This is a genomic window from Hyphobacterium sp. SN044 (assembly GCF_021864465.1).
Lineage (GTDB): Bacteria > Pseudomonadota > Alphaproteobacteria > Caulobacterales > Maricaulaceae > Hyphobacterium.
Map to the genome: position 1 here is coordinate 104611 of NZ_JAKKUV010000007.1, position 17283 is coordinate 121893.

Sequence of the window (17283 nt, forward strand, 5' to 3'; positions counted from 1 at the left end):
CCTCCGCCAACAGAAAAATGGCGGCTTGCGTCGGATGTAAATTGTTACGTTTGTAACACAGGAAACTCGCACATGATCGTCGATTTTCGTAATAACGTTATTAAGTATCGCGATGTTGAACTAAAGAGTGCGAAAAAAACACACAAGCGGGCAATGAAATTTCTTGCGGTATTGATCGAATTTTCTCGAAATGAGGATCGAAATGTTTATAATAATAAGCTATATGACACCATATGCGAAACTAATAGGGGTGTTCGAACTATAGTTTGTAGAGTTATCGATTATATTACGGATAATCTTGACAGTAACATTATAGATTATAAAAATAAAACAACTGGTCCTTGGTGCTTGAAGAAGCAAATTACAGATTGTAAAATTATATATTCCAATGAACGAACTGAAATTTCGGATACAGTTGTTGGTGATGGAAATCGTTCCAACCTAATAGACACGGCGGGTATAAGACTTTCTGATTTGAAAAAATTGGTAAATGCCGATTTTTACTTTTCGCGTGGAGACCTTAATTCTGCACATGAATTATACTCCAATGTATATAAAGGTCATCATAACGAATCCTATGATTTGATACTTCTTAAATTACTTAAATCCAGTCGGCGTCTCGAGCGATATCCAGAATTGCTGAAAACAATCCGTCTCGTGGAAGGGCTAGAGAACATAAAAACAGATCGTAAAGCCGCGGAAAAATTGCATTCATATGCGCAAATATCGAGGGCATGGTATAATTATTCATTTGATAAAGAATATGACAATGCATACAAAATACTTAAGTCGTGTATGAATGCGTCGTTCAATAATTATGATACTCAACTGGAGTGGAAAAATTTATATTCTTTGGTGGTAAGGCGCTTATCCCTTTCTAATGCTGGATCAAAAAAAGAGGAATTGGCTCTTGAGTCGATAAGTGAAATGGAGTCAGCATTTTCTGATTCAATTATGTTCGGGAGTCCGTATAATGTTCAACAGACGGCTGCAAATCTTGGAAATTTGATTTCCCTTTTTGGATCAACGAAGCATGGAATTTTGGATACAAGCCTCGCCCGCACACGTGCAATAACATACTTCGACATATCTGCTTATGTCAGTAAAAATTACGGAATAGGTCTTGATGATGTATATTTGCCAGTATATATTCTTTCGCATTGCCGGAAATTTTCTGTAAATAGCTCTGAGCTTAAAAATTTGGTGCGGGATTGGGACAAAACACTAAAAGAATACGCCATAGACGCTTATGATTTATATATGCGCTCGGGAAGGGGGCGCCCAGAACAGAAGGTTCAAATAATTATTGAGATATTACACCAATGCTTTGTCGACGAAGACTGGCGCTCATTGGAAAAGTACACGGAGGAAATTCATGGGATATGGTGGGAGCTTTCTCCGGATACCGCAAAGCCTTATGAGGATTTTATAGCAGGCATGTTGAAAGCCCTTGAATCGGAGTTTGCTGGGTCGGCTAATTTCAAACGAGTTGGCAATGCGCTTCGCGCGTTGGCGAGCTGACGGTCTGGCGCTCAACGGGCGGAACGATCTGTTCCTCGACGGGGCCGCGTCGGTGCGGGAGTGGCCGACTGTTGTTGACCCTGACCGTTAGCTGCTGTGGACCGGGCACCGGGCTGCCCCATCGGATTGACCGGAATTCGAAGGGTCTTGCCCCCGCCGTTTCCGGGCGCCAGCACGTATCGCAACGCCGATACAAAATAAGGAGAAAGAATGGAGCGGGCGATGAGATTCGAACTCACGACATTCACCTTGGCAAGGTGACGCTCTACCCCTGAGCTACGCCCGCTCAATCGAGGTATCACCCGGCTTGCGCCGGGGAGGCGCGGTATATCGCCCAAACCCGGACCGATTTCAAGCACTCGAATGCACGTGGTGCACCGGAGCGGGAAATTGCCGCTTGATCGCGGGCGCAGGCCGGGTTTCAACGCCGGCCCATGAGCGAAACAGCACCCGCCACCCGCGCCGATCTCTTCGCCCTGCTGGACCGGCTGGGCATCGACCATTCCACCATCGATCACGACCCGGTCTTCACGGTCGAGGAGGGCCAGGCGATCAAGGCGGCCATGCCCGGCGGGCATACCAAGAATCTCTTCCTCGATGACGGGCGCGGCGCGCTGGTCCTCGTCTCCGCGCTGGGCGAGACGGTGATCCGGGTGAACCGGCTGCACCGCGTCCTGGGCACGAAGCGCTTCTCCTTCGGCAAGGAGGAGGCGCTTTACGAGACGCTGGGCGTCCGCCCCGGCTCGGTGACGGCCTTCGCGCTGATGAACGACACGGAAGGCCGCGTCCGCTTCGTGATCGATCAGGCGCTTCTGGCGACCGATCCGGTGAATTTCCACCCGCTGAAGAATGACGCCACCACCGCCATCGCCGCGGCAGATCTCGTCAAATTCGCGCAGGCGACGGGGCACGAGCCGACGATCGTCGATTTTGACGCACTGGCGGCAGACGACTGAGTGCTTGCACACAGGCCCCTGCGCCTCCAATTAGGGGGCGATTTTCCACCCACACCCTGGTGAGCCGCCATGACCGACTTCCATCTGAACTCGCAGCACGACCCGCAAGGCGCCGACCTCGTCAAGGACGGGACCGACCAGTCCTTCATGGCCGATGTGGTCGAGCCCTCGCGCGAGGTTCCGGTCCTGGTTGATTTCTGGGCGCCCTGGTGCGGCCCCTGCCGCCAGCTCGGCCCGATCATCGAGAAGACGGTGCGCGCCGCGGGCGGCAAGGTGCGCCTGGTGAAGATCAATATCGACGAGAACCCGCACATCGCCGGACGCCTGCGCGTCCAGTCCATCCCGGCCGTCTTCGCCTTCCAGAACGGCCAGCCGGTCGACGGCTTCATGGGCGCGCTGCCGGAAAGCCAGATCAAGGATTTCATTGGCCGGTTGACGGGTGAGGGCGCGGACGAGGAAGCCGTCGCCGACCTGATGGCGCGCGCGGAGGAAAGCCTGAAGGCGCAGGATTTCGGCGGCGCGGCGCAGGACTATGCGCTTGCGGTTCAGGCCGACCCGGAAAATGCCGACGCCATCGCCGGTCTCGCCCGTTGCTATCTCGCCGGCGGCAATCTGGAAGAGGCGAAAACCATCATCGAACGCGTCCCCGAGGACAAGAAGAACGCCGCCTCGGTTCAGGGTGTGCTGACCGCGCTGAAACTGGCCGAGGAAACCGAAGACGCCGGCGATCCCGAACAACTGGCGTCGCAGGTCGAGCGCGAACCGGGCGATCACGAGGCCCGCTATCAGCTCGCCCGCGCCCTGATCGGTTACGGCCAGCTCGCCGAGGCGGTCGACCAGCTGCTCTACATCATCGCTCAGGACAAGGACTGGAATGAAGGCGCGGCGCGCGTCCTCCTCCTGAAAGTCTTCGACGCGGCCGGTCCGGCCTCCGACATCGCGAAGACGGGACGCAGACGCCTCTCCTCGGTTCTGTTCGCATAAGGCGCTGCCCCTTGGCGGGGGCGGGCGGGCGGCCTACGTCTTGAGGCATGAGCCAGTCCCTGCCCCAGCTCCTGCCTCTTTTTCCGCTCGGCGGCGCAATCCTGCTGCCGGGCGAGATGCTGCCGCTCAACGTGTTCGAGCCGCGCTATCTCAACATGACGGACGACGCGATGGCGGGCGAGAAAATGCTCGGCATCATCCAGACGCGCCCCGGCGGCGCGAAGGACAGGCCGGCGCTCGAAACCATCGGCGGGGCGGGCCGGATCGTCTCGCACAAGGAAACCGATGACGGGCGCTATCTGATCGTGCTCGAGGGCGTCAGCCGCTTCCGCCTCGTCGAGGAGGAGGAATTGCAGACCCCCTACCGCGTCGGCCGCGTTGACTGGTCGCCCTTTGCTGGCGACCGCCAGGGCCCGGACGTGATGCTGGGGGCCGACCGCGACCGGCTGCTGCAACTCCTCCAATCCTGGTTCAACGCGGAGGGACTCGTCACCGACTGGGACGCCATCGCCCATGCCCCGCTGCCGCGCGTCGTCAACCAGCTCGCCATGGGCGCGCCTTTCTCCGCGAAGGAAAAGCAGGACATGCTCGAAGCGCCGGAAGACACGCAGCGGCTCGAGACGATGTCCACCATTCTCGAACGCCGGCTCGCCGAGGGCGCGGGCGGCTCCGCCAACTAGCAGACGATCTGGTCAGGCGGCGACATCGGCGCTAAGGGTCACGCCATGAGCGATACGCAAACCCCAGCCCCCACGGCGCGCGAGGTCGACCCCGCGCTTTTGGAAATCCTCGTCTGCCCGGTCACGCGCGGCCCGCTCCACTATGACCGGGACAGGCAGGAACTGGTCTCGAAATCGGCCCGGCTCGCCTATCCGATCCGCGATGGCGTGCCGATCATGCTGGAAAGCGAGGCCCGCGAACTCAGCGACGCGGAAGCCAGGGCGAAATGACCGCGCGCCCCTGGCCCGTGAAGCTCGATTTCGACCGCGCCGGCCGCGCGCTGCACATCGCGTATGACGATGGCGCGGCCTTCACCATCCCGTTTCAGACCCTGCGCGTGGAAAGCCCCAGCGCCGAGGTGCAGGGCCACGGCCCGGGCCAGAAGGTGACCGTCACCGGCAAGGAGAATGTCGGCGTGCGCGAGGCCAATCCGGTCGGCCGCTACGCCGTCCAGATCGTCTTCGACGACGGCCACGACAGCGGCCTCTTCACCTGGGATTATCTCCGGGAACTGGGCGAGCGGAACACTTAGGGCCGTCATTCCGGCGAAAGCCGGAATCCAGAAAACTCGTCAATCTGGATCCCGACGTCCGTCGGGATGACGTCATCGTGGCGTCCCTAGGCCGCCAGGCTTTCGCCCTTCAGAAGCTTCGGCAGGTCGCCGATCTCGCCGCCAGCATGGCGCATGAAGAAGCGGCGCGCCGGCGGGATCTTGTCGACGAGGGACAGGCCGAGCCCGCGCGCGAGGCGCAGCGGCGCGATGTCATTGGAAAAGAGCCGGTTGAACACATCGGTCGCGGCCACCAGCGCCATCGAATCCATCCGCCGCCAGGCCTGATAGCGCTGCAGCCCGACCGTGGAGCCGAGATCGAGGCCGAGCCGCTTCTGCTCGGCGGTGATCTCCGCCAGCGCCGCGGCGTCGCGGATGCCCAGATTGAAGCCCTGCCCGGCCAGCGGATGGATGCCGCGCGCGGCATCGCCGCAATAGGCGATGCCGTCGGCATGGAAGCGCTCGGCGACCTTCAGCGTCAGCGGATAGGTCCAGCGCGGCCCGGTCTCGTTCACCGCGCCGAGAAAGTCGCCGAAGCGGGCGCGCAGCGCCTCCTCGAACCCCTCCCGGTCCATGGCTTTCAGCGCGTCGGCGGCCGCGGCCTTTTCCGTCCAGACCAGCGAGGACCGGTTGCCGGTCAGCGGCAGGATGGCGAACGGGCCGGACGGCATGAAATACTCGTACGCCACGCCATTGTGCGGGCGTTCGTGTTCGACCGTCGCGACAATGCCCTTCTGGCCGTAATCCCAGCCGAAGCTGCGCGTTCCCGCCTGACGGCGGACCGCGGAGAATTTCCCGTCACACGCCACCAGCAGCTTGCCGCGCAGCGTGCGCCCGTCTTCGAGGTGCAGATCGGTCGAGGCGGCATTCCGTGTCCAGCCGACGGCCCTTACCGGGGCGAAGACGGCGATGTCGGGCCGCGCGGCGATCGCCTCGGTCAGGGCGAGGCGGGAATGGCGGTTCTCCGCCATCCAGCCGAGCGGTTCCCCGTCCGCGCCGGGATGGATTTCGTGCCGGTCGAAATGCAGCGTGAACGGGCCGGGCCCGCCTGCGCGCAGCCCGTCTTCCGGCCGTCCGTCGCACACGAGGATGTCCTCGATCCGCTGGGTGAACTCGCGCAGCCGCTCGCCGGCGCCCAGCGTGTCGAGCATGCGCATGCTGGTATAGGCGAGCGCAGAGGCGCGGCCGTCGAACCGGTCTTCCAGCTGGGTCTCGAAGGGCAGGACGTCGACGAGCGCGACGCCGACCCCTGCGGAATGCAGCGCCAGGGCGAGCGTCTGACCGGCGAGGCCGCCGCCCGCAATCACCACATCGCCGTCGAAGGAAAGCCGCTGTGTCATGGCCCGGGAGACTAGCTTTTCGCGCGGGAATGGAAAGCGGGGCGCACTGCCGCAGTCAGTCCCGCGCCCAGGCATCGAGCTTTTCGCAGACGCATTTCAGCGTCTCGCGGGTGAAATGGCGCATGCAGGCGACACTGCCGATGCGGCCTTCATGCACCGGGCAGTCGAGATCGATGCGCTGCTCCTTCTCGCCATCGCGCCAGACCACGACCTGAAGCTCGCTGCGATCGACGGAAATGGCGACATGCCGGTCGTCCTTCGTCCAGCGCGAGGTGTCGCGATAGTCCGACCACGGGGCCGGCCGGCGCAGCAGCCCGCGGCGCGCGCGCGGCGGGTCGGGGCGGAATCCCCAGCGCTTCAGAAAGGGGCGCAGATAGCGCACCACGGCGGCGATGCCGAATGTCTCGGTCATGTTCCTCCAGTCCCGCTGACAAGCTTAACCGATCTTTACCTTCGACTCACCCTTTTGCGGCTAGATCGGCGGTCATGGCCAGCTACGACGCCGCATCACAGGACGACATCGACGCGAAGGTCCGCCGCGACCCCTCGCGCCTGGCTGCGCGCCTGCGCTCCGGCCTGATCGGCCTCGTCATGATCGCCGCCGGTGCGGCGCTGGCGGTCTCGATCTTCGGGCACAATCCGCTCGATCCGAGCCTCAACGTGGCGACGGACGCCGTGCCGCTCAACCCGCTCGGCGGATTCGGCGCAATCCTGTCGGACCTGATGCTGCAGCTGCTCGGCTGGGCGTCCGGCGGGCCGGTTCTGGCGCTGCTCGTGTGGGGCGGCATATTGATCGTGCAGACGCCGCGCCGCCGCTCACCGGCGATGCTGGCGCTGCGCGGCCTTGCCGCCCTGTTCGGCCTGATCGGTTTTGCCGCCGCCGTGTCGGCTCTGCCGATCCCGGAAGCCTGGCCGTTCGCGGCCGGTCTGGGTGGTGCGCTCGGGGATTTCGCGCTTTTCTCGCTCGCCGGGCCGCTGGGCGAGACGGGCCTGCCCTTCGCCACCGGCATCGTCTCCGGACTGGCGCTGCTTCTGGCGATCGCCGGCGTCTTCTTCACCTTCGGCCTCAGGCCGCGCGACCTGACCGCCGCGGCCGATACCGCCTCCTATCTCTGGGCCAGCGTCCGCGTCTGGTGGGACCAGCTGACGGGCAAGGTGCCGGCACCGGAGCGCCCGGCAGGCCCGCGTCTCGTCGAACCGGCCCCGAAACCGGTCCGCGCCCGCCGCGAGCGCGCGCCGAAACCCGAACCGATGAGCCCGGCCGTGAAGGTCGCCCCGACACGCAAGTCCAAGGCAAGCGAACGGGAAGTCCGCGAGGCGCAGGGCGCTTTGCCCTTCGTGAAGGCGGGCGGATTCGAACTGCCGCGCCTCGACCTGCTGGCCAAGCCGAAGGCCCGCACCGACGTGATCGACGAATCGTCGCTGAAGCAGAACGCCGAGCTTCTGCAGGGCGTGTTGTCGGACTTCGGGGTAAAGGGCGATATCGTCCAGGTCCGTCCCGGCCCGGTCGTGACGCTCTATGAATTCGAACCCGCGCCCGGCGTGAAATCCTCGCGCGTCATCAATCTCGCCGACGACATCGCCCGCTCGATGAGCGCGACCGCCGCGCGCGTCGCGGTCGTGCCGGGCCGCAATGCGATCGGTATCGAACTGCCCAATCCGCGCCGCGAGACCGTTTTCCTGCGCGCCCTGTTCAACTCGAAAGCCTTCGAGGACACCAAGGCGGAACTGCCGCTGGCGCTGGGCGAGACGATCGGCGGCGAACCCTTCATGGCCGATCTCGCGCGCATGCCGCACCTGCTGATCGCCGGTACGACCGGTTCGGGCAAGTCGGTCGGCATCAATGCGATGATCCTGTCGCTGCTCTACCGCCTGCCGCCGGAAGACTGCCGCCTGATCATGATCGACCCGAAGATGCTGGAATTGTCGGTCTATGACGGCATTCCGCATCTTCTGACCCCGGTCGTGACCGATCCGAAGAAGGCCGTGACCGCGCTGAAATGGGCGGTGCGCGAGATGGAAAGCCGTTACTTGCGCATGTCGAAGATCGGCGTGCGCAATGTCGCCGGCTTCAACGAGAAGGTCGAACAGGCGATCGCGACGGGCGAGCCGCTCGAGCGCACGGTGCAGACCGGCTACGACCGCGAGACCGGCGAGCCGGTCTACGAGACCGAATCCATCTCGGCCGAGCGCATGCCCTTCCTTGTCATCGTGATCGACGAGATGGCCGACCTGATGATGGTCGCCGGCAAGGAGATCGAAGGCGCGGTCCAGCGTCTGGCGCAGATGGCCCGCGCCGCGGGCATCCACCTGATCATGGCGACGCAGCGCCCTTCGGTCGACGTCATCACCGGCACGATCAAGGCCAACTTCCCGACCCGGATTTCCTACCAGGTCACCTCGAAGATCGACTCGCGCACCATTCTGGGCGAGCAGGGCGCCGAACAGCTGCTCGGCATGGGCGACCTCCTCTTCATGGCGGGGGGCGGGCGTATCCGCCGTCTGCACGGCCCCTTCGTCTCCGACCGGGAGGTCGAGGACGTCGCGAGCTATCTGAAGAAGCAGGGCGTGCCGGATTATCTCGAAGCTGTCACCGAGGACTCCGACGACGGCGACAGCCCGTTCGGCGGCGGCGAGGACGGTGAAGGGTCGGGCGACGATCTGTTCGACCAGGCCGTGGCCATCGTCGCGCGCGACCGCAAGGCTTCGACCAGCTACATCCAGCGCAAGCTGCAGATCGGCTATAACCGCGCCGCGGTGCTGATCGAGCGCATGGAGGACGAGGGCATGATCGGCCCGTCCGACCATGCCGGCCGCCGGGAGATTTATCTTCCTGAACGGGATGTGGCCTGAAACGCCAAGAATCGATCATGAAATGAGCCATCGCGCCGCCGCATTTCGCGCGTTTATGCTGGTGCCATGATCACGACCCTGCTCCTCTCCCTCGCCCTGTCCGCGCAAGACGCGGGCGCGGCGAATCAAACCGGCGCCGACGAGCCCGCCCTCTCCGCCTCGATGAGCGAGACCGAGCGCGCCGAAACGCTCGCCGCGATCAATGCTGCGCTGAACGGCATCGACACGCTGCAGGCCCGTTTCGTCCAGACCGCGCCGGACCTTTCCTCGACCACCGGCACGCTCTCCGTGCGCCGCCCCGGCCGCCTGCGTTTCGAATATGACGATGCGCCGATGCTGATCGTGTCCGACGGCTCGACCGTGGCTGTGCGCGACACCGACCTCGAAACCACGGACCGCGTGCCGCTGCGCTCCACCCCGCTGTGGTGGATCCTGGCCGAGGATGTCGATATCGGCCGCGACGCCATAGTGCGCGATGTCTGGGAACAGGACGGCTTTGTCTATGTCGGGATCGAGGATCGCGACGAGGAGGTCCAGGGCAGCGCGCTCTTCCTGTTCGACGCGGATACCTATCAGTTGTCGCAATGGTATGTGACCGACGCGACCGAGATGACGACCCGCATCGCGCTGGAAGACGTCGAAACCGGCGTCTCGCTCGACCCCCGGCTCTTTGTTCTCGACGACGCGGACGAACGCGACGACCGCCGTCGTGGTCGATAACGCACTGTGTCAAAAATGACACGCGCAATAGGTTTCCGATTTTTCATTTGAAAAAGTTCGAGACGCGTGTCTTTAATAACACGGCTGGTTGAGAGCCACATGGATCGGCGTCGTCCCCCCGCTTGCGGATCTCTGGCTCTCAACCACGCCGGTGCAATCCCCTCCCGGCGCCTGCGTCCGCCTTCCTCCGGGCCGCAGGGCTGAACACAGACAGCGCCCGGCCGCACCCCCTCGCGGCCGGGCGTTTGTGTCTGCCGTCCTTGTTGTCGTTCCCGCCCGATTGCGGCAGAAGGGGAATCCACCGGACGAAATCGCTCTCATGACAGATCCTGACATCGAACGCCTGCTTGACGAGATCCCCTTGCTCTACAAGGCGCGGGCCTTCGCCGACGCCATCCAGGACGCGCGCGTCTTCACCCGGCTGGGCGAACCGCTCTCGGTGCCGGAGAAGGCGCTGGCGCGCTCCTATCTCGACGGGCTGGGCTTTCCCGAAGCCGATCCCGCCCTGCTGGAAAGTTGGGACGAGGCGGCCGATGCCGCCGAAGCGCTTGATGTCGACCCGCAAGGATGGGAGGCCGAGGAAATGCTTCGGGCCGGTCTCATCTCGCGCGCGCTCGACCAGGTCGACGAGGCCGGCGTGGAAGCTCTGCTCGCCTATGTCGCGATGAAAGCCGGCGAGGCGGCGCAGGACGCCGTCGCCTATTTCTCCGCGCTCGCCGATATGCGCGACGAATCGCTGCAGAACGCCGCCGCCGGCATGCTGGTGCAGGCGGCCAATGGCGCGGCGCTGGTGATTCTCGCCGGCGACGACGCGGACGATAACGATCCGCATCCCTTCCTCGCGCGCTGGCGCCTGTTCGCGCGCGGCCGCTGGCCGGTCGGCCTCGCTGGCACCAGCTACAACATTCTCTGACCCGAAGGATCGATTCGCGGATGACCGAGCTGACGATCGCCACCTGGAATGTGAATTCCGTGCGCCTGCGTGCCGAACCGCTGATCGCGCCCTTCGTGAAACAGGTCCGCCCGGATGTGCTCTGCCTGCAGGAGATCAAATGCCGGAACGAGGAATTCCCGGAGAAGGCCTTCCGCGAGATGGGGTACGAGCATTTCCACGTCCGCGGCATGAAGGGCATGCACGGCGTCGCGATCGCCTCGCGCCATCCGCTGGAAGACCTGCCCGACGAGGATTTCTGCCGTTCCGGGGAGGCGCGTCACCAGCGCGTCCGCGTGAAGGGCGTCGAGCTGCACAATTTCTACGTCCCGGCCGGCGGCGACGAGCCCGACCCGGACATCAATCCGCGCTTCGCCCACAAGCTCGACTTCCTCGAGCGCATGACGCGCTATTTCGAGGGACGGGCGAAGGAGGATGCGCCCATGGTGCTGGTCGGCGATTTCAACATCGCCCCGCATGAGCATGACGTCTGGTCGCATAAGCAGCTTCTGAAAGTCGTTTCGCACACGCCGGTCGAGACCGGGGGCCTGATCGCCATGCGCGATGCGGGCAATTTCCTCGATGTCGCGCGCGAACTCGTGCCGGAAGACGAGAAGCTCTACACGTGGTGGAGCTATCGCTCGCGTGATTACCGCGAATCCAATCGCGGCCGACGCCTCGACCATATCTGGGTGTCGCCCGCGCTGAAGGACGCCGCCCTGTCGAACGGGCGGGACGGGTTCACCATCTGGGAAGACGAGCGCGGCCGCGAAAAGCCGTCCGACCACGTGCCGGTGACGTTGAGGCTCAGCCTTTAGACCTGCAGCCGGTATCCGCCCGACTCGGTGATCAGGAGGCGCGCCTGGCCCGGATCAGGCTCGATCTTCTGGCGCAGCCGGTAGACATGGGTCTCCAGCGTGTGGGTCGTCACCGCGGGGTTATAGCCCCAGACTTCGTGCAGCAATTCGTCGCGACCGACCGGCTTGCCGCCCGAGCGGTAGAGATATTTCAGGATATTGGTTTCCTTCTCGGTCAGGCGGACCTTGCGGCCGTCACTGAGCACGAGAAGCTTCATCGCCGGACGGAATTCGTACGGACCGATCTGGAAGATCGCGTCTTCCGAAAGCTCGTGGCTGCGCAGATGCGCCCGCACCCGCGCCAGCAGGACCGAGAATTTGAACGGCTTGGTGACATAGTCGTTCGCGCCGGATTCCAGCCCGAGGATCTGGTCGGCATCGGTGTCCTGACCGGTCAACATCACGATCGGCGCGGAGACGCCATTCTTGCGCATCAGTCGGCAGGTTTCCCGCCCGTCCATGTCGGGCAGGTCGACGTCCAGAAGGACGAGATCGACGCGGTCGGCCTTGGCCTGTTTCATCCCGTCGCCGGCGGTCGCCGCTCCGACGGTTTTGAACTCCTCGTGCAGCGCGAACTGTTCGATCAGCGTCTCGCGCAGATCGTCATCGTCATCGACAAGGAGAATGGTCTTCTGGACGTTCATGGCGCGGAGCATATGCCGGTTTTTTCGCGGGAGGCAATTGTTACCGGGCGGTCAGGACTGCCCGGCAGAAATTGCCGGGATCACCGGCTTCGCGGCCTCAAAACCCTGAAAAGCCGCCCCCGGATTTCGGCAGGAATATTGCATGGTTAATGCCGATCGCGTGTCCAGACAGGGCAACGCGTCCGTTCCGTGGTGGGGGAGGCGCCCGGGACGCGGTTGGCCGCCACACCCGGCCGCTCGCGTCCCGCGCCAACCGCTTTGTGATCTTCCGTGATCGTGCTTGTGTCCCCGTCATGACCGACTGGACTGTTTCCGCCTCCGGCCAACTCGATTTCAACGGGCAGACGCTGCGCGCCGCGCTCGGCAAGGCCGGCGTGCGGCCCGAAGCCGACAAGTGTGAAGGCGACAAGGCGACGCCGCTGGGCCGCTGGCCGGTGCGCCGCGTCCTCTACCGCGCGGACCGGGGCGAGGCACCGGAAACCCAATTGCCGGTCCGGGCGATCCGCGAAGACGATGGCTGGTGCGATGCGCCGGAGGACCCGGCCTACAACCGGCCCGTCCGCCTGCCCTATCCGGCCTCGGCCGAAACGCTGGTCCGCGAGGACGGGCTTTACGACGCGATCGTAATCCTGGGGCATAATGACGACCCGCCGCGCCCCGGCGCCGGGTCGGCCATCTTCCTGCATTGCGCGCGGCCCGATTACGGCCCGACGCTCGGCTGTGTTGCGCTCGCCAAGCCTGACCTGCTGACGCTCCTGAAGGCGATGAAGCCGGGCGACACGCTGGGCATCATTCCCGAATGATGCCGGTCTGATCAGTTTCCGGCAGACTTCGCCATCCGCCGCGTCTGCGACGCGATCAGCCAGCGCATCGCCGGATCGGGCAACACCCGCGCCAGTCCGGACATGAATTTGTACCAGGTGCCGACCACCCGGACTGGAACATTGCGCTCGACCGCGTCATAGCCCGCGGACGCGACCTCCTCGGCGGTGGAGAACCAGTAGGACGGCAGGCGCGACACGGTCGCGCGCGCACCGTTCACATCGTGAAACTCGCTCATCGTATAGCCCGGCACGACGGCGGAGACGTGGACATTGCGGTCCTGCCCCTCGATCCGCAGCGCTTCGGATACCTTGATCAGCGCGCTCTTGATGCCGGGATAGATCGTCCCGGAATATTTCGTATGGCCGGGCGAGGGCGGCAGCAGCGCCGAGACCGAGGACACATTGACGATCCGCCCGAAGCCGCGCTCGCGCATCCCCGGCAGGACGAGATGGATCAGCTCCAGATAGGAATTGAGCATCAGCTGCAGGAAGCGCTTCTGGTCGGCCCATTTCGTCTCGGCGAACTCGCCCGGCTGGCCCGCTCCGGCATTGTTGACGAGGCCGTCGATCTGACGCCCGGCGTCGGTGACAGCTTTCACGATCTCCTGCGGGGCGGTCGCCTTCGACAGGTCGGCGGCGATCACCAGGCTGTTGACCCCGAACTGCGCCTTCATCTCCTCGGCGAGATCATTGAGCCGGTCCTCCCGCCGCGCCACGAGCGCGAGATCCCAGCCGTTCCGGGCGAAGACGCGGGCAAAGGCGGCGCCGATGCCGGACGAGGCACCGGTGATGACGACGAGACGGCGGGCCATGGATCACTCCCTTGAAGCTGGCGGGGAAAGTGGGGTGCGGCGCAGGGCGTGTCCAGAGCGGGGCGAAGTGACGCACCAGCTGCCGTCAGGGTGGCAGGACGGTGAGGACTGGCGTCTAATCCGGCAATGGAAACGCCGTCAGGCATGACCCATCCCGCCTCGAAGGGACAACCGCTCCGGGGCCTTATTGCCTATGGCATTGCCAGCTTCGCCGCGGGCCTCTCCACGTTTGTCATGTTCAACGTTGATGGCTTTGTGCGAGCCTTTCGTGATCCCGCACCGGTTTCGACGGAACTCGATACGATCATGGTTCTCGTCCTGGTCTGGACCGCGATCACGATGGTGTTGAACTTTTCGGCGATTATCGGGGGTCTGGCGGCGCTTCCCGGTGCTCTGGCAGTCTTGGCAATGCGGAAGTTGCGACTGCCGCGCGGCTGGACCGACACGTTTCTGGGCGCGTGTGTGGGGGCCGCGATTCCAGCGCTTTTCATGTTCGCGCTCGGCGATGGAAACGACGTATTCCGGTATTCAGTCTTCTCGATACCGGGAGCCATCGGCGGCCTGGTCTACTGGCTCGCGGCCGGGCGGCCGACGCCAACTCAAAAGGTAAGTCCATAACCTTTCCCGGCGTCCGCGTTCGGGTCACGAATTCACGTGGCGCGACGCGCGGAATCCGGCTTCAATCGGGTCATGGATCACGCTTCGTCACCCTCGCGGCCTCCACTCTGGCTTCGTCTGCTGCGCGCGGTCGGAAGCTATCTCCTCGCCAGCCTGGTGGCGGGTGTTGCGTTCCTTCTGATCTTCCTCGTGATCGCCCAGCTCGATTCCGGTGATCATTTCTCCCTGTCGACGAACGACATCGCGGGTGCTGTGGTCTTCATCGTTTTCGCCTCGGTCTATGTCGCGGCCTTCGCGGCCCTGCCGGCGATGGCCGCCGTCCTCCTGATCCGGGCGCTCCGATGGCCGCGCGGGTGGAGCGACACGATTGCGGGCGGGCTGGTCGGCGGCGTCCTCGCCCATCTCCTCATCTCCGGTTTCCGGCCGGCGGCCCCCGAGCCGCTCACCGTCGTCTTCGCCGCTGTCGGCGCCATCGGCGGCCTTACCTACTGGCTCGCTGCCGGGCGGCCGGCGGCGCGGGAGCGGGTGGTAGCCTGATCCGTCCTCCCCTGTTCAGGGCATGGTCCGGGACCGTGCGGCGGTCTTGAATGCCCGCATGAGACAGGATTGGAACACCCCCGCCCGCTTTTTATGGCTGCGCCTCGCCCGGCCGCTGTTCAGCTATCTCGCCGCGAGTGTCGCCGTGGCCGTCGTGCTCGTATACGGTGGCCTCGTCCTGCCGGCCGTCCTCACCCGGCCGGACGCCGGTGGATGGGCCCAGCTGGGGGAGGCGTCCGTGTCCCTGATCGTCTTCCTGACGCTTCTGACCCTGCCGATCGCGGCCCTGCCGACGCTGGCCGCTGTACTGGCCATAAGGCTGACGGGCGCGATCCGCGGATGGGCCGATACCGGTTCGGGTGCCATCGTCGGGGCGGCGATCGCGCTCTGGGTTCTGGCCCAGAGCCCCAGCGAGGAATGGCTGGGCTTCCTCACCCTCTTTGCTGTCGCGGGCGCAGTGGGCGGCTTTGTCTACTGGTCGACCGGCACGCGCCTCGCGCGGCTTGACGGTCTGCCCGCATGACCCCCTGGGCGCGCTTCGTCCACATGGGCATGGAGGGCATGGCCGCCTGGGTCATGGCGGTTGCCGCCGCGACGCTCGTCCTTCTTGTCGGCCTCTTTACGCTCGCCGGAATCATGCCGGACTCGCCCGGGGCGATCGCCGGCTTCTTCTTCGCGGTGCTGGTCTACACGGCCGTGCTCAGCGCCATCCCGGCGACGCTCGCCGTGTGGACGCTGCGCCTCACCAATGCGCCGCGCGGCTGGACCGATGCGCTCGCCGGGGCGCTGATGGGGCCATTCCTGTCGCACGCCATCCTCGGCGGGTTCGACTTCTCGCCTGAGAGCTTCAAGCTCGCCGACATCATGCTCGCTGTCGCCGGAGCCGCAGGCGGCTTCGCCTACTGGTATTTCGCCGGCCGGCCGGGACGGCGGACTTAGACCCCTCACCCTCCCCAACCTTCGCCTTCGGCTCAGGCCGGGTCCCCTCCCTCTCCCTCAAGGGAGAGGGAAAGACGTGCGGCCCTGAAAGGGTCGCGCGTCAGGGTGAGGGGGAGTCAAGTCTATTCACACCCCGCCGCGATCAGGCCTTCCATCGCATCGGCGATAATATCCAGCGCTTCCGGTGCCATCGCGTGAGTCGCCCGCGCGTACTCGTCCGGAAGTCCGGTTTCCGCATCCTGGAACAGGTGGTTCACGCCGGGAATGACGGTGATCTCCGTGGGCAGGCCGTCCCGCGCGGCCTCGACCCGCGCGGCATTGGCGTCGGCCAGGACCTGCAGATCGCGTTCGCCGAAAATCGCATGGACCGGCCCGTCATAATCCGCCATGGCCGCTGCCGGGTCGAGGTCGAGCGAAGCAATGGAATAGTTCTGACCCCAGATCGCGCCCTGCTGCTGTGCTGCGGCGGCCGGGAAGCCGCGCTCGATCAGCGCGGCCGTGATCGCGGCGGGATAGTCCTCGACGTCAGGATCGCTCATCACCGCGAACATCGCATCCTGCAGCGCCCGGTTCTGGCCGGCGGCAGCCTGACCCGCGCCGGAGGCGAGGATCAGCGCCTCGGACTGTTCGTAGAGCGTCTCGCGCATCGTCCCAGCCATGCCCGCCAGCGACAGGATGAAGTCCGGATCGGCCGCGTCCGCGGCGAGGAAGGCGATCATCCCGCCTTCCGAATGCCCGAGAAAGCCGGTGCAGGCGGCGATCTCGCTACGCACACTCAGCGCCTCGAGCGCCGCGGCGGCATCGTTGGCGAGGGCATGGGGCGAATCCGGGATGACGAGGTCGGACCCGCCGACGCCCCGGTCGTCGAGCCGCAGCGAGGCGATCCCCCGCTCGGCCAATGCGCTCGCCAGCGCGCCGAACACGGCCCGCCCGGCGATCGTCGCATCGCGGTCCTGTGAGCCGGACCCATTGAGAAGGACGACACCGGGGAAGGGCCCGTCGCCCTCGGGAAGGCGCAGCGAACCGGCCAGCACCACCCCGCCGGCGATTACGGTGATATCGCTGTCCGTGCCGATCATCTCCGGCGGTGTGTAGCCGTCTTCGAACCGCCCGCGCTCCATCTCGAACGGGAAGCTGGCGCCCTGAAAGAAGCTGCCGGTCAGCCGGTCTTCGCCCTCTGGCGTCAGCGTGATCCGCGCGCCGAGATTGTTAAACTCGACCGTCAGTGTGTTCTCGTAGACGGTGGTGGAACTGGCCGGGATCGGCGCCGCGCTCTGGTCGAGACTGGTCAGGGCAGAACTCAGCCCGTCCTCGGTCTCAACGACCTCCAGCTCCATGCGCAGCTGGGTCGGCCCGGCCTGCAGCGTGCCATGCCAGACCCCTTCGAACGGCGATTGCGCTGAGGCGGGCGCGGTGAGGACAAGCGAAACCAGCAAGGCGAGAAGGCGCATGGGACGGCTCCTGTTTAGCAATCTGT

Annotated in this window: 20 protein-coding genes and 1 tRNA gene; 15 read left to right on the forward strand and 6 right to left on the reverse strand. The window is 64.4% G+C overall.

Annotated elements, in window-relative coordinates; all coding sequences use genetic code 11:
• Positions 1-72 precede the first annotated feature (72 nt).
• A complete protein-coding gene (locus L5876_RS10930) occupies positions 73-1521 on the forward strand; it encodes a hypothetical protein (protein WP_236956394.1) in 1449 nt (482 codons plus the stop codon).
• A gap of 211 nt (positions 1522-1732) precedes the next feature.
• Here L5876_RS10930 and L5876_RS10935 read toward each other — a convergent pair.
• Positions 1733-1807 (reverse strand) — tRNA-Gly (locus tag L5876_RS10935).
• 148 nt (positions 1808-1955) lie between these two features.
• On the opposite strand from L5876_RS10935, the gene L5876_RS10940 reads away from it, so the two are divergent.
• The 5 genes from L5876_RS10940 (at position 1956) to L5876_RS10960 (ending at position 4713) form a co-directional block, all read left to right on the forward strand.
• Positions 1956-2477, forward strand: a complete 522-nt coding sequence (locus tag L5876_RS10940; RefSeq protein WP_236956395.1) for a prolyl-tRNA synthetase associated domain-containing protein — start codon at positions 1956-1958, stop codon at positions 2475-2477.
• A 69-nt stretch (positions 2478-2546) separates the two neighbouring features.
• On the forward strand, positions 2547-3461 hold the full coding sequence (gene trxA, locus L5876_RS10945) for a thioredoxin (RefSeq protein WP_236956396.1): 915 nt from the start codon (positions 2547-2549) through the stop codon (positions 3459-3461).
• A gap of 47 nt (positions 3462-3508) precedes the next feature.
• Positions 3509-4141, forward strand: a complete 633-nt coding sequence (locus L5876_RS10950; RefSeq protein WP_236956397.1) for an LON peptidase substrate-binding domain-containing protein — start codon at positions 3509-3511, stop codon at positions 4139-4141.
• Positions 4142-4186: 45 nt separating this feature from the next.
• On the forward strand, positions 4187-4411 hold the full coding sequence (locus L5876_RS10955; RefSeq protein WP_236956398.1) for a Trm112 family protein: 225 nt from the start codon (positions 4187-4189) through the stop codon (positions 4409-4411).
• Positions 4408-4713, forward strand: coding sequence for a gamma-butyrobetaine hydroxylase-like domain-containing protein (locus tag L5876_RS10960; RefSeq protein WP_236956399.1), 306 nt, complete (start codon positions 4408-4410; stop codon positions 4711-4713). The genes L5876_RS10955 and L5876_RS10960 overlap by 4 nt, the downstream gene beginning before the upstream one ends.
• 86 nt (positions 4714-4799) lie before the next feature.
• Here the strand turns inward: L5876_RS10960 and L5876_RS10965 are convergent, their stop codons facing one another.
• Both L5876_RS10965 and L5876_RS10970 read right to left on the reverse strand, forming a co-directional pair.
• Positions 4800-6071 (reverse strand): UbiH/UbiF/VisC/COQ6 family ubiquinone biosynthesis hydroxylase, encoded by a 1272-nt coding sequence (locus L5876_RS10965; RefSeq protein ID WP_236956400.1) that lies wholly within the window; start codon positions 6069-6071, stop codon positions 4800-4802.
• A 55-nt stretch (positions 6072-6126) separates the two neighbouring features.
• A complete protein-coding gene (locus L5876_RS10970; protein WP_236956401.1) occupies positions 6127-6483 on the reverse strand; it encodes a hypothetical protein in 357 nt (118 codons plus the stop codon).
• 74 nt (positions 6484-6557) lie between these two features.
• Between L5876_RS10970 and L5876_RS10975 the strand changes: the two genes are divergently transcribed.
• The 4 genes from L5876_RS10975 to xth all read left to right on the forward strand — a co-directional run bounded on the left by L5876_RS10975 (position 6558) and on the right by xth (position 11393).
• On the forward strand, positions 6558-8924 hold the full coding sequence (locus L5876_RS10975) for a DNA translocase FtsK (RefSeq protein ID WP_236956402.1): 2367 nt from the start codon (positions 6558-6560) through the stop codon (positions 8922-8924).
• 66 nt (positions 8925-8990) lie between these two features.
• Positions 8991-9644 carry an outer-membrane lipoprotein carrier protein LolA gene (locus L5876_RS10980; protein WP_236956403.1) on the forward strand — a complete coding sequence of 218 codons (654 nt, stop codon included), beginning with the start codon at positions 8991-8993 and terminating at the stop codon, positions 9642-9644.
• 319 nt (positions 9645-9963) lie between these two features.
• Positions 9964-10557: a hypothetical protein gene (locus tag L5876_RS10985; RefSeq protein WP_236956404.1), complete on the forward strand. Its 594-nt coding sequence runs from the start codon at positions 9964-9966 to the stop codon at positions 10555-10557.
• Positions 10558-10577: 20 nt separating this feature from the next.
• Positions 10578-11393 carry an exodeoxyribonuclease III gene (gene xth, locus L5876_RS10990; RefSeq protein WP_236956405.1) on the forward strand — a complete coding sequence of 272 codons (816 nt, stop codon included), beginning with the start codon at positions 10578-10580 and terminating at the stop codon, positions 11391-11393.
• Here xth and L5876_RS10995 read toward each other — a convergent pair.
• Positions 11390-12076 carry a response regulator transcription factor gene (locus tag L5876_RS10995; protein WP_369281034.1) on the reverse strand — a complete coding sequence of 229 codons (687 nt, stop codon included), beginning with the start codon at positions 12074-12076 and terminating at the stop codon, positions 11390-11392. The two genes, xth and L5876_RS10995, sit on opposite strands and share 4 nt — an antisense overlap.
• Positions 12077-12369: 293 nt before the next feature.
• Between L5876_RS10995 and L5876_RS11000 the strand changes: the two genes are divergently transcribed.
• On the forward strand, positions 12370-12879 hold the full coding sequence (locus L5876_RS11000) for a L,D-transpeptidase (RefSeq protein ID WP_236956407.1): 510 nt from the start codon (positions 12370-12372) through the stop codon (positions 12877-12879).
• 11 nt (positions 12880-12890) lie between these two features.
• Here L5876_RS11000 and L5876_RS11005 read toward each other — a convergent pair whose 3' ends face one another.
• On the reverse strand, positions 12891-13712 hold the full coding sequence (locus L5876_RS11005) for an SDR family oxidoreductase (protein ID WP_236956408.1): 822 nt from the start codon (positions 13710-13712) through the stop codon (positions 12891-12893).
• 144 nt (positions 13713-13856) lie between these two features.
• On the opposite strand from L5876_RS11005, the gene L5876_RS11010 reads away from it, so the two are divergent.
• The 4 genes from L5876_RS11010 (at position 13857) to L5876_RS11025 (ending at position 15806) form a co-directional block, all read left to right on the forward strand.
• Positions 13857-14330, forward strand: a complete 474-nt coding sequence (locus L5876_RS11010; protein ID WP_236956409.1) for a hypothetical protein — start codon at positions 13857-13859, stop codon at positions 14328-14330.
• Positions 14331-14402: 72 nt separating this feature from the next.
• Entirely contained in the window at positions 14403-14867 is a 465-nt protein-coding gene (locus tag L5876_RS11015) for a hypothetical protein (RefSeq protein ID WP_236956410.1), read from the forward strand.
• Between the two features lie 58 nt (positions 14868-14925).
• Positions 14926-15390, forward strand: coding sequence for a hypothetical protein (locus tag L5876_RS11020; RefSeq protein ID WP_236956411.1), 465 nt, complete (start codon positions 14926-14928; stop codon positions 15388-15390).
• A complete protein-coding gene (locus tag L5876_RS11025) occupies positions 15387-15806 on the forward strand; it encodes a hypothetical protein (protein WP_236956412.1) in 420 nt (139 codons plus the stop codon). The genes L5876_RS11020 and L5876_RS11025 overlap by 4 nt, the downstream gene beginning before the upstream one ends.
• Before the next feature lie 122 nt (positions 15807-15928).
• Here L5876_RS11025 and L5876_RS11030 read toward each other — a convergent pair whose 3' ends face one another.
• Entirely contained in the window at positions 15929-17257 is a 1329-nt protein-coding gene (locus tag L5876_RS11030) for an alpha/beta hydrolase (protein WP_236956413.1), read from the reverse strand.
• Positions 17258-17283: the final 26 nt, after the last annotated feature.

Excerpts from the sequence above, each read along its gene's own strand:
- L5876_RS10930 (WP_236956394.1), top strand. The coding sequence starts at position 73 with ATGATCGTCGATTTTCGTAATAACGTTATTAAGTATCGCGATGTTGAA.
- L5876_RS10940 (WP_236956395.1), top strand. The coding sequence starts at position 1,956 with ATGAGCGAAACAGCACCCGCCACCCGCGCCGATCTCTTCGCCCTGCTG.
- trxA (WP_236956396.1), top strand. The coding sequence starts at position 2,547 with ATGACCGACTTCCATCTGAACTCGCAGCACGACCCGCAAGGCGCCGAC.
- L5876_RS10950 (WP_236956397.1), top strand. The coding sequence starts at position 3,509 with ATGAGCCAGTCCCTGCCCCAGCTCCTGCCTCTTTTTCCGCTCGGCGGC.
- L5876_RS10955 (WP_236956398.1), top strand. The coding sequence starts at position 4,187 with ATGAGCGATACGCAAACCCCAGCCCCCACGGCGCGCGAGGTCGACCCC.
- L5876_RS10960 (WP_236956399.1), top strand. The coding sequence starts at position 4,408 with ATGACCGCGCGCCCCTGGCCCGTGAAGCTCGATTTCGACCGCGCCGGC.
- L5876_RS10965 (WP_236956400.1), bottom strand. The coding sequence starts at position 6,071 with ATGACACAGCGGCTTTCCTTCGACGGCGATGTGGTGATTGCGGGCGGC.
- L5876_RS10970 (WP_236956401.1), bottom strand. The coding sequence starts at position 6,483 with ATGACCGAGACATTCGGCATCGCCGCCGTGGTGCGCTATCTGCGCCCC.
- L5876_RS10975 (WP_236956402.1), top strand. The coding sequence starts at position 6,558 with ATGGCCAGCTACGACGCCGCATCACAGGACGACATCGACGCGAAGGTC.
- L5876_RS10980 (WP_236956403.1), top strand. The coding sequence starts at position 8,991 with ATGATCACGACCCTGCTCCTCTCCCTCGCCCTGTCCGCGCAAGACGCG.
- L5876_RS10985 (WP_236956404.1), top strand. The coding sequence starts at position 9,964 with ATGACAGATCCTGACATCGAACGCCTGCTTGACGAGATCCCCTTGCTC.
- xth (WP_236956405.1), top strand. The coding sequence starts at position 10,578 with ATGACCGAGCTGACGATCGCCACCTGGAATGTGAATTCCGTGCGCCTG.
- L5876_RS10995 (WP_369281034.1), bottom strand. The coding sequence starts at position 12,076 with ATGAACGTCCAGAAGACCATTCTCCTTGTCGATGACGATGACGATCTG.
- L5876_RS11000 (WP_236956407.1), top strand. The coding sequence starts at position 12,370 with ATGACCGACTGGACTGTTTCCGCCTCCGGCCAACTCGATTTCAACGGG.
- L5876_RS11005 (WP_236956408.1), bottom strand. The coding sequence starts at position 13,712 with ATGGCCCGCCGTCTCGTCGTCATCACCGGTGCCTCGTCCGGCATCGGC.
- L5876_RS11010 (WP_236956409.1), top strand. The coding sequence starts at position 13,857 with ATGACCCATCCCGCCTCGAAGGGACAACCGCTCCGGGGCCTTATTGCC.
- L5876_RS11015 (WP_236956410.1), top strand. The coding sequence starts at position 14,403 with ATGGATCACGCTTCGTCACCCTCGCGGCCTCCACTCTGGCTTCGTCTG.
- L5876_RS11020 (WP_236956411.1), top strand. The coding sequence starts at position 14,926 with ATGAGACAGGATTGGAACACCCCCGCCCGCTTTTTATGGCTGCGCCTC.
- L5876_RS11025 (WP_236956412.1), top strand. The coding sequence starts at position 15,387 with ATGACCCCCTGGGCGCGCTTCGTCCACATGGGCATGGAGGGCATGGCC.
- L5876_RS11030 (WP_236956413.1), bottom strand. The coding sequence starts at position 17,257 with ATGCGCCTTCTCGCCTTGCTGGTTTCGCTTGTCCTCACCGCGCCCGCC.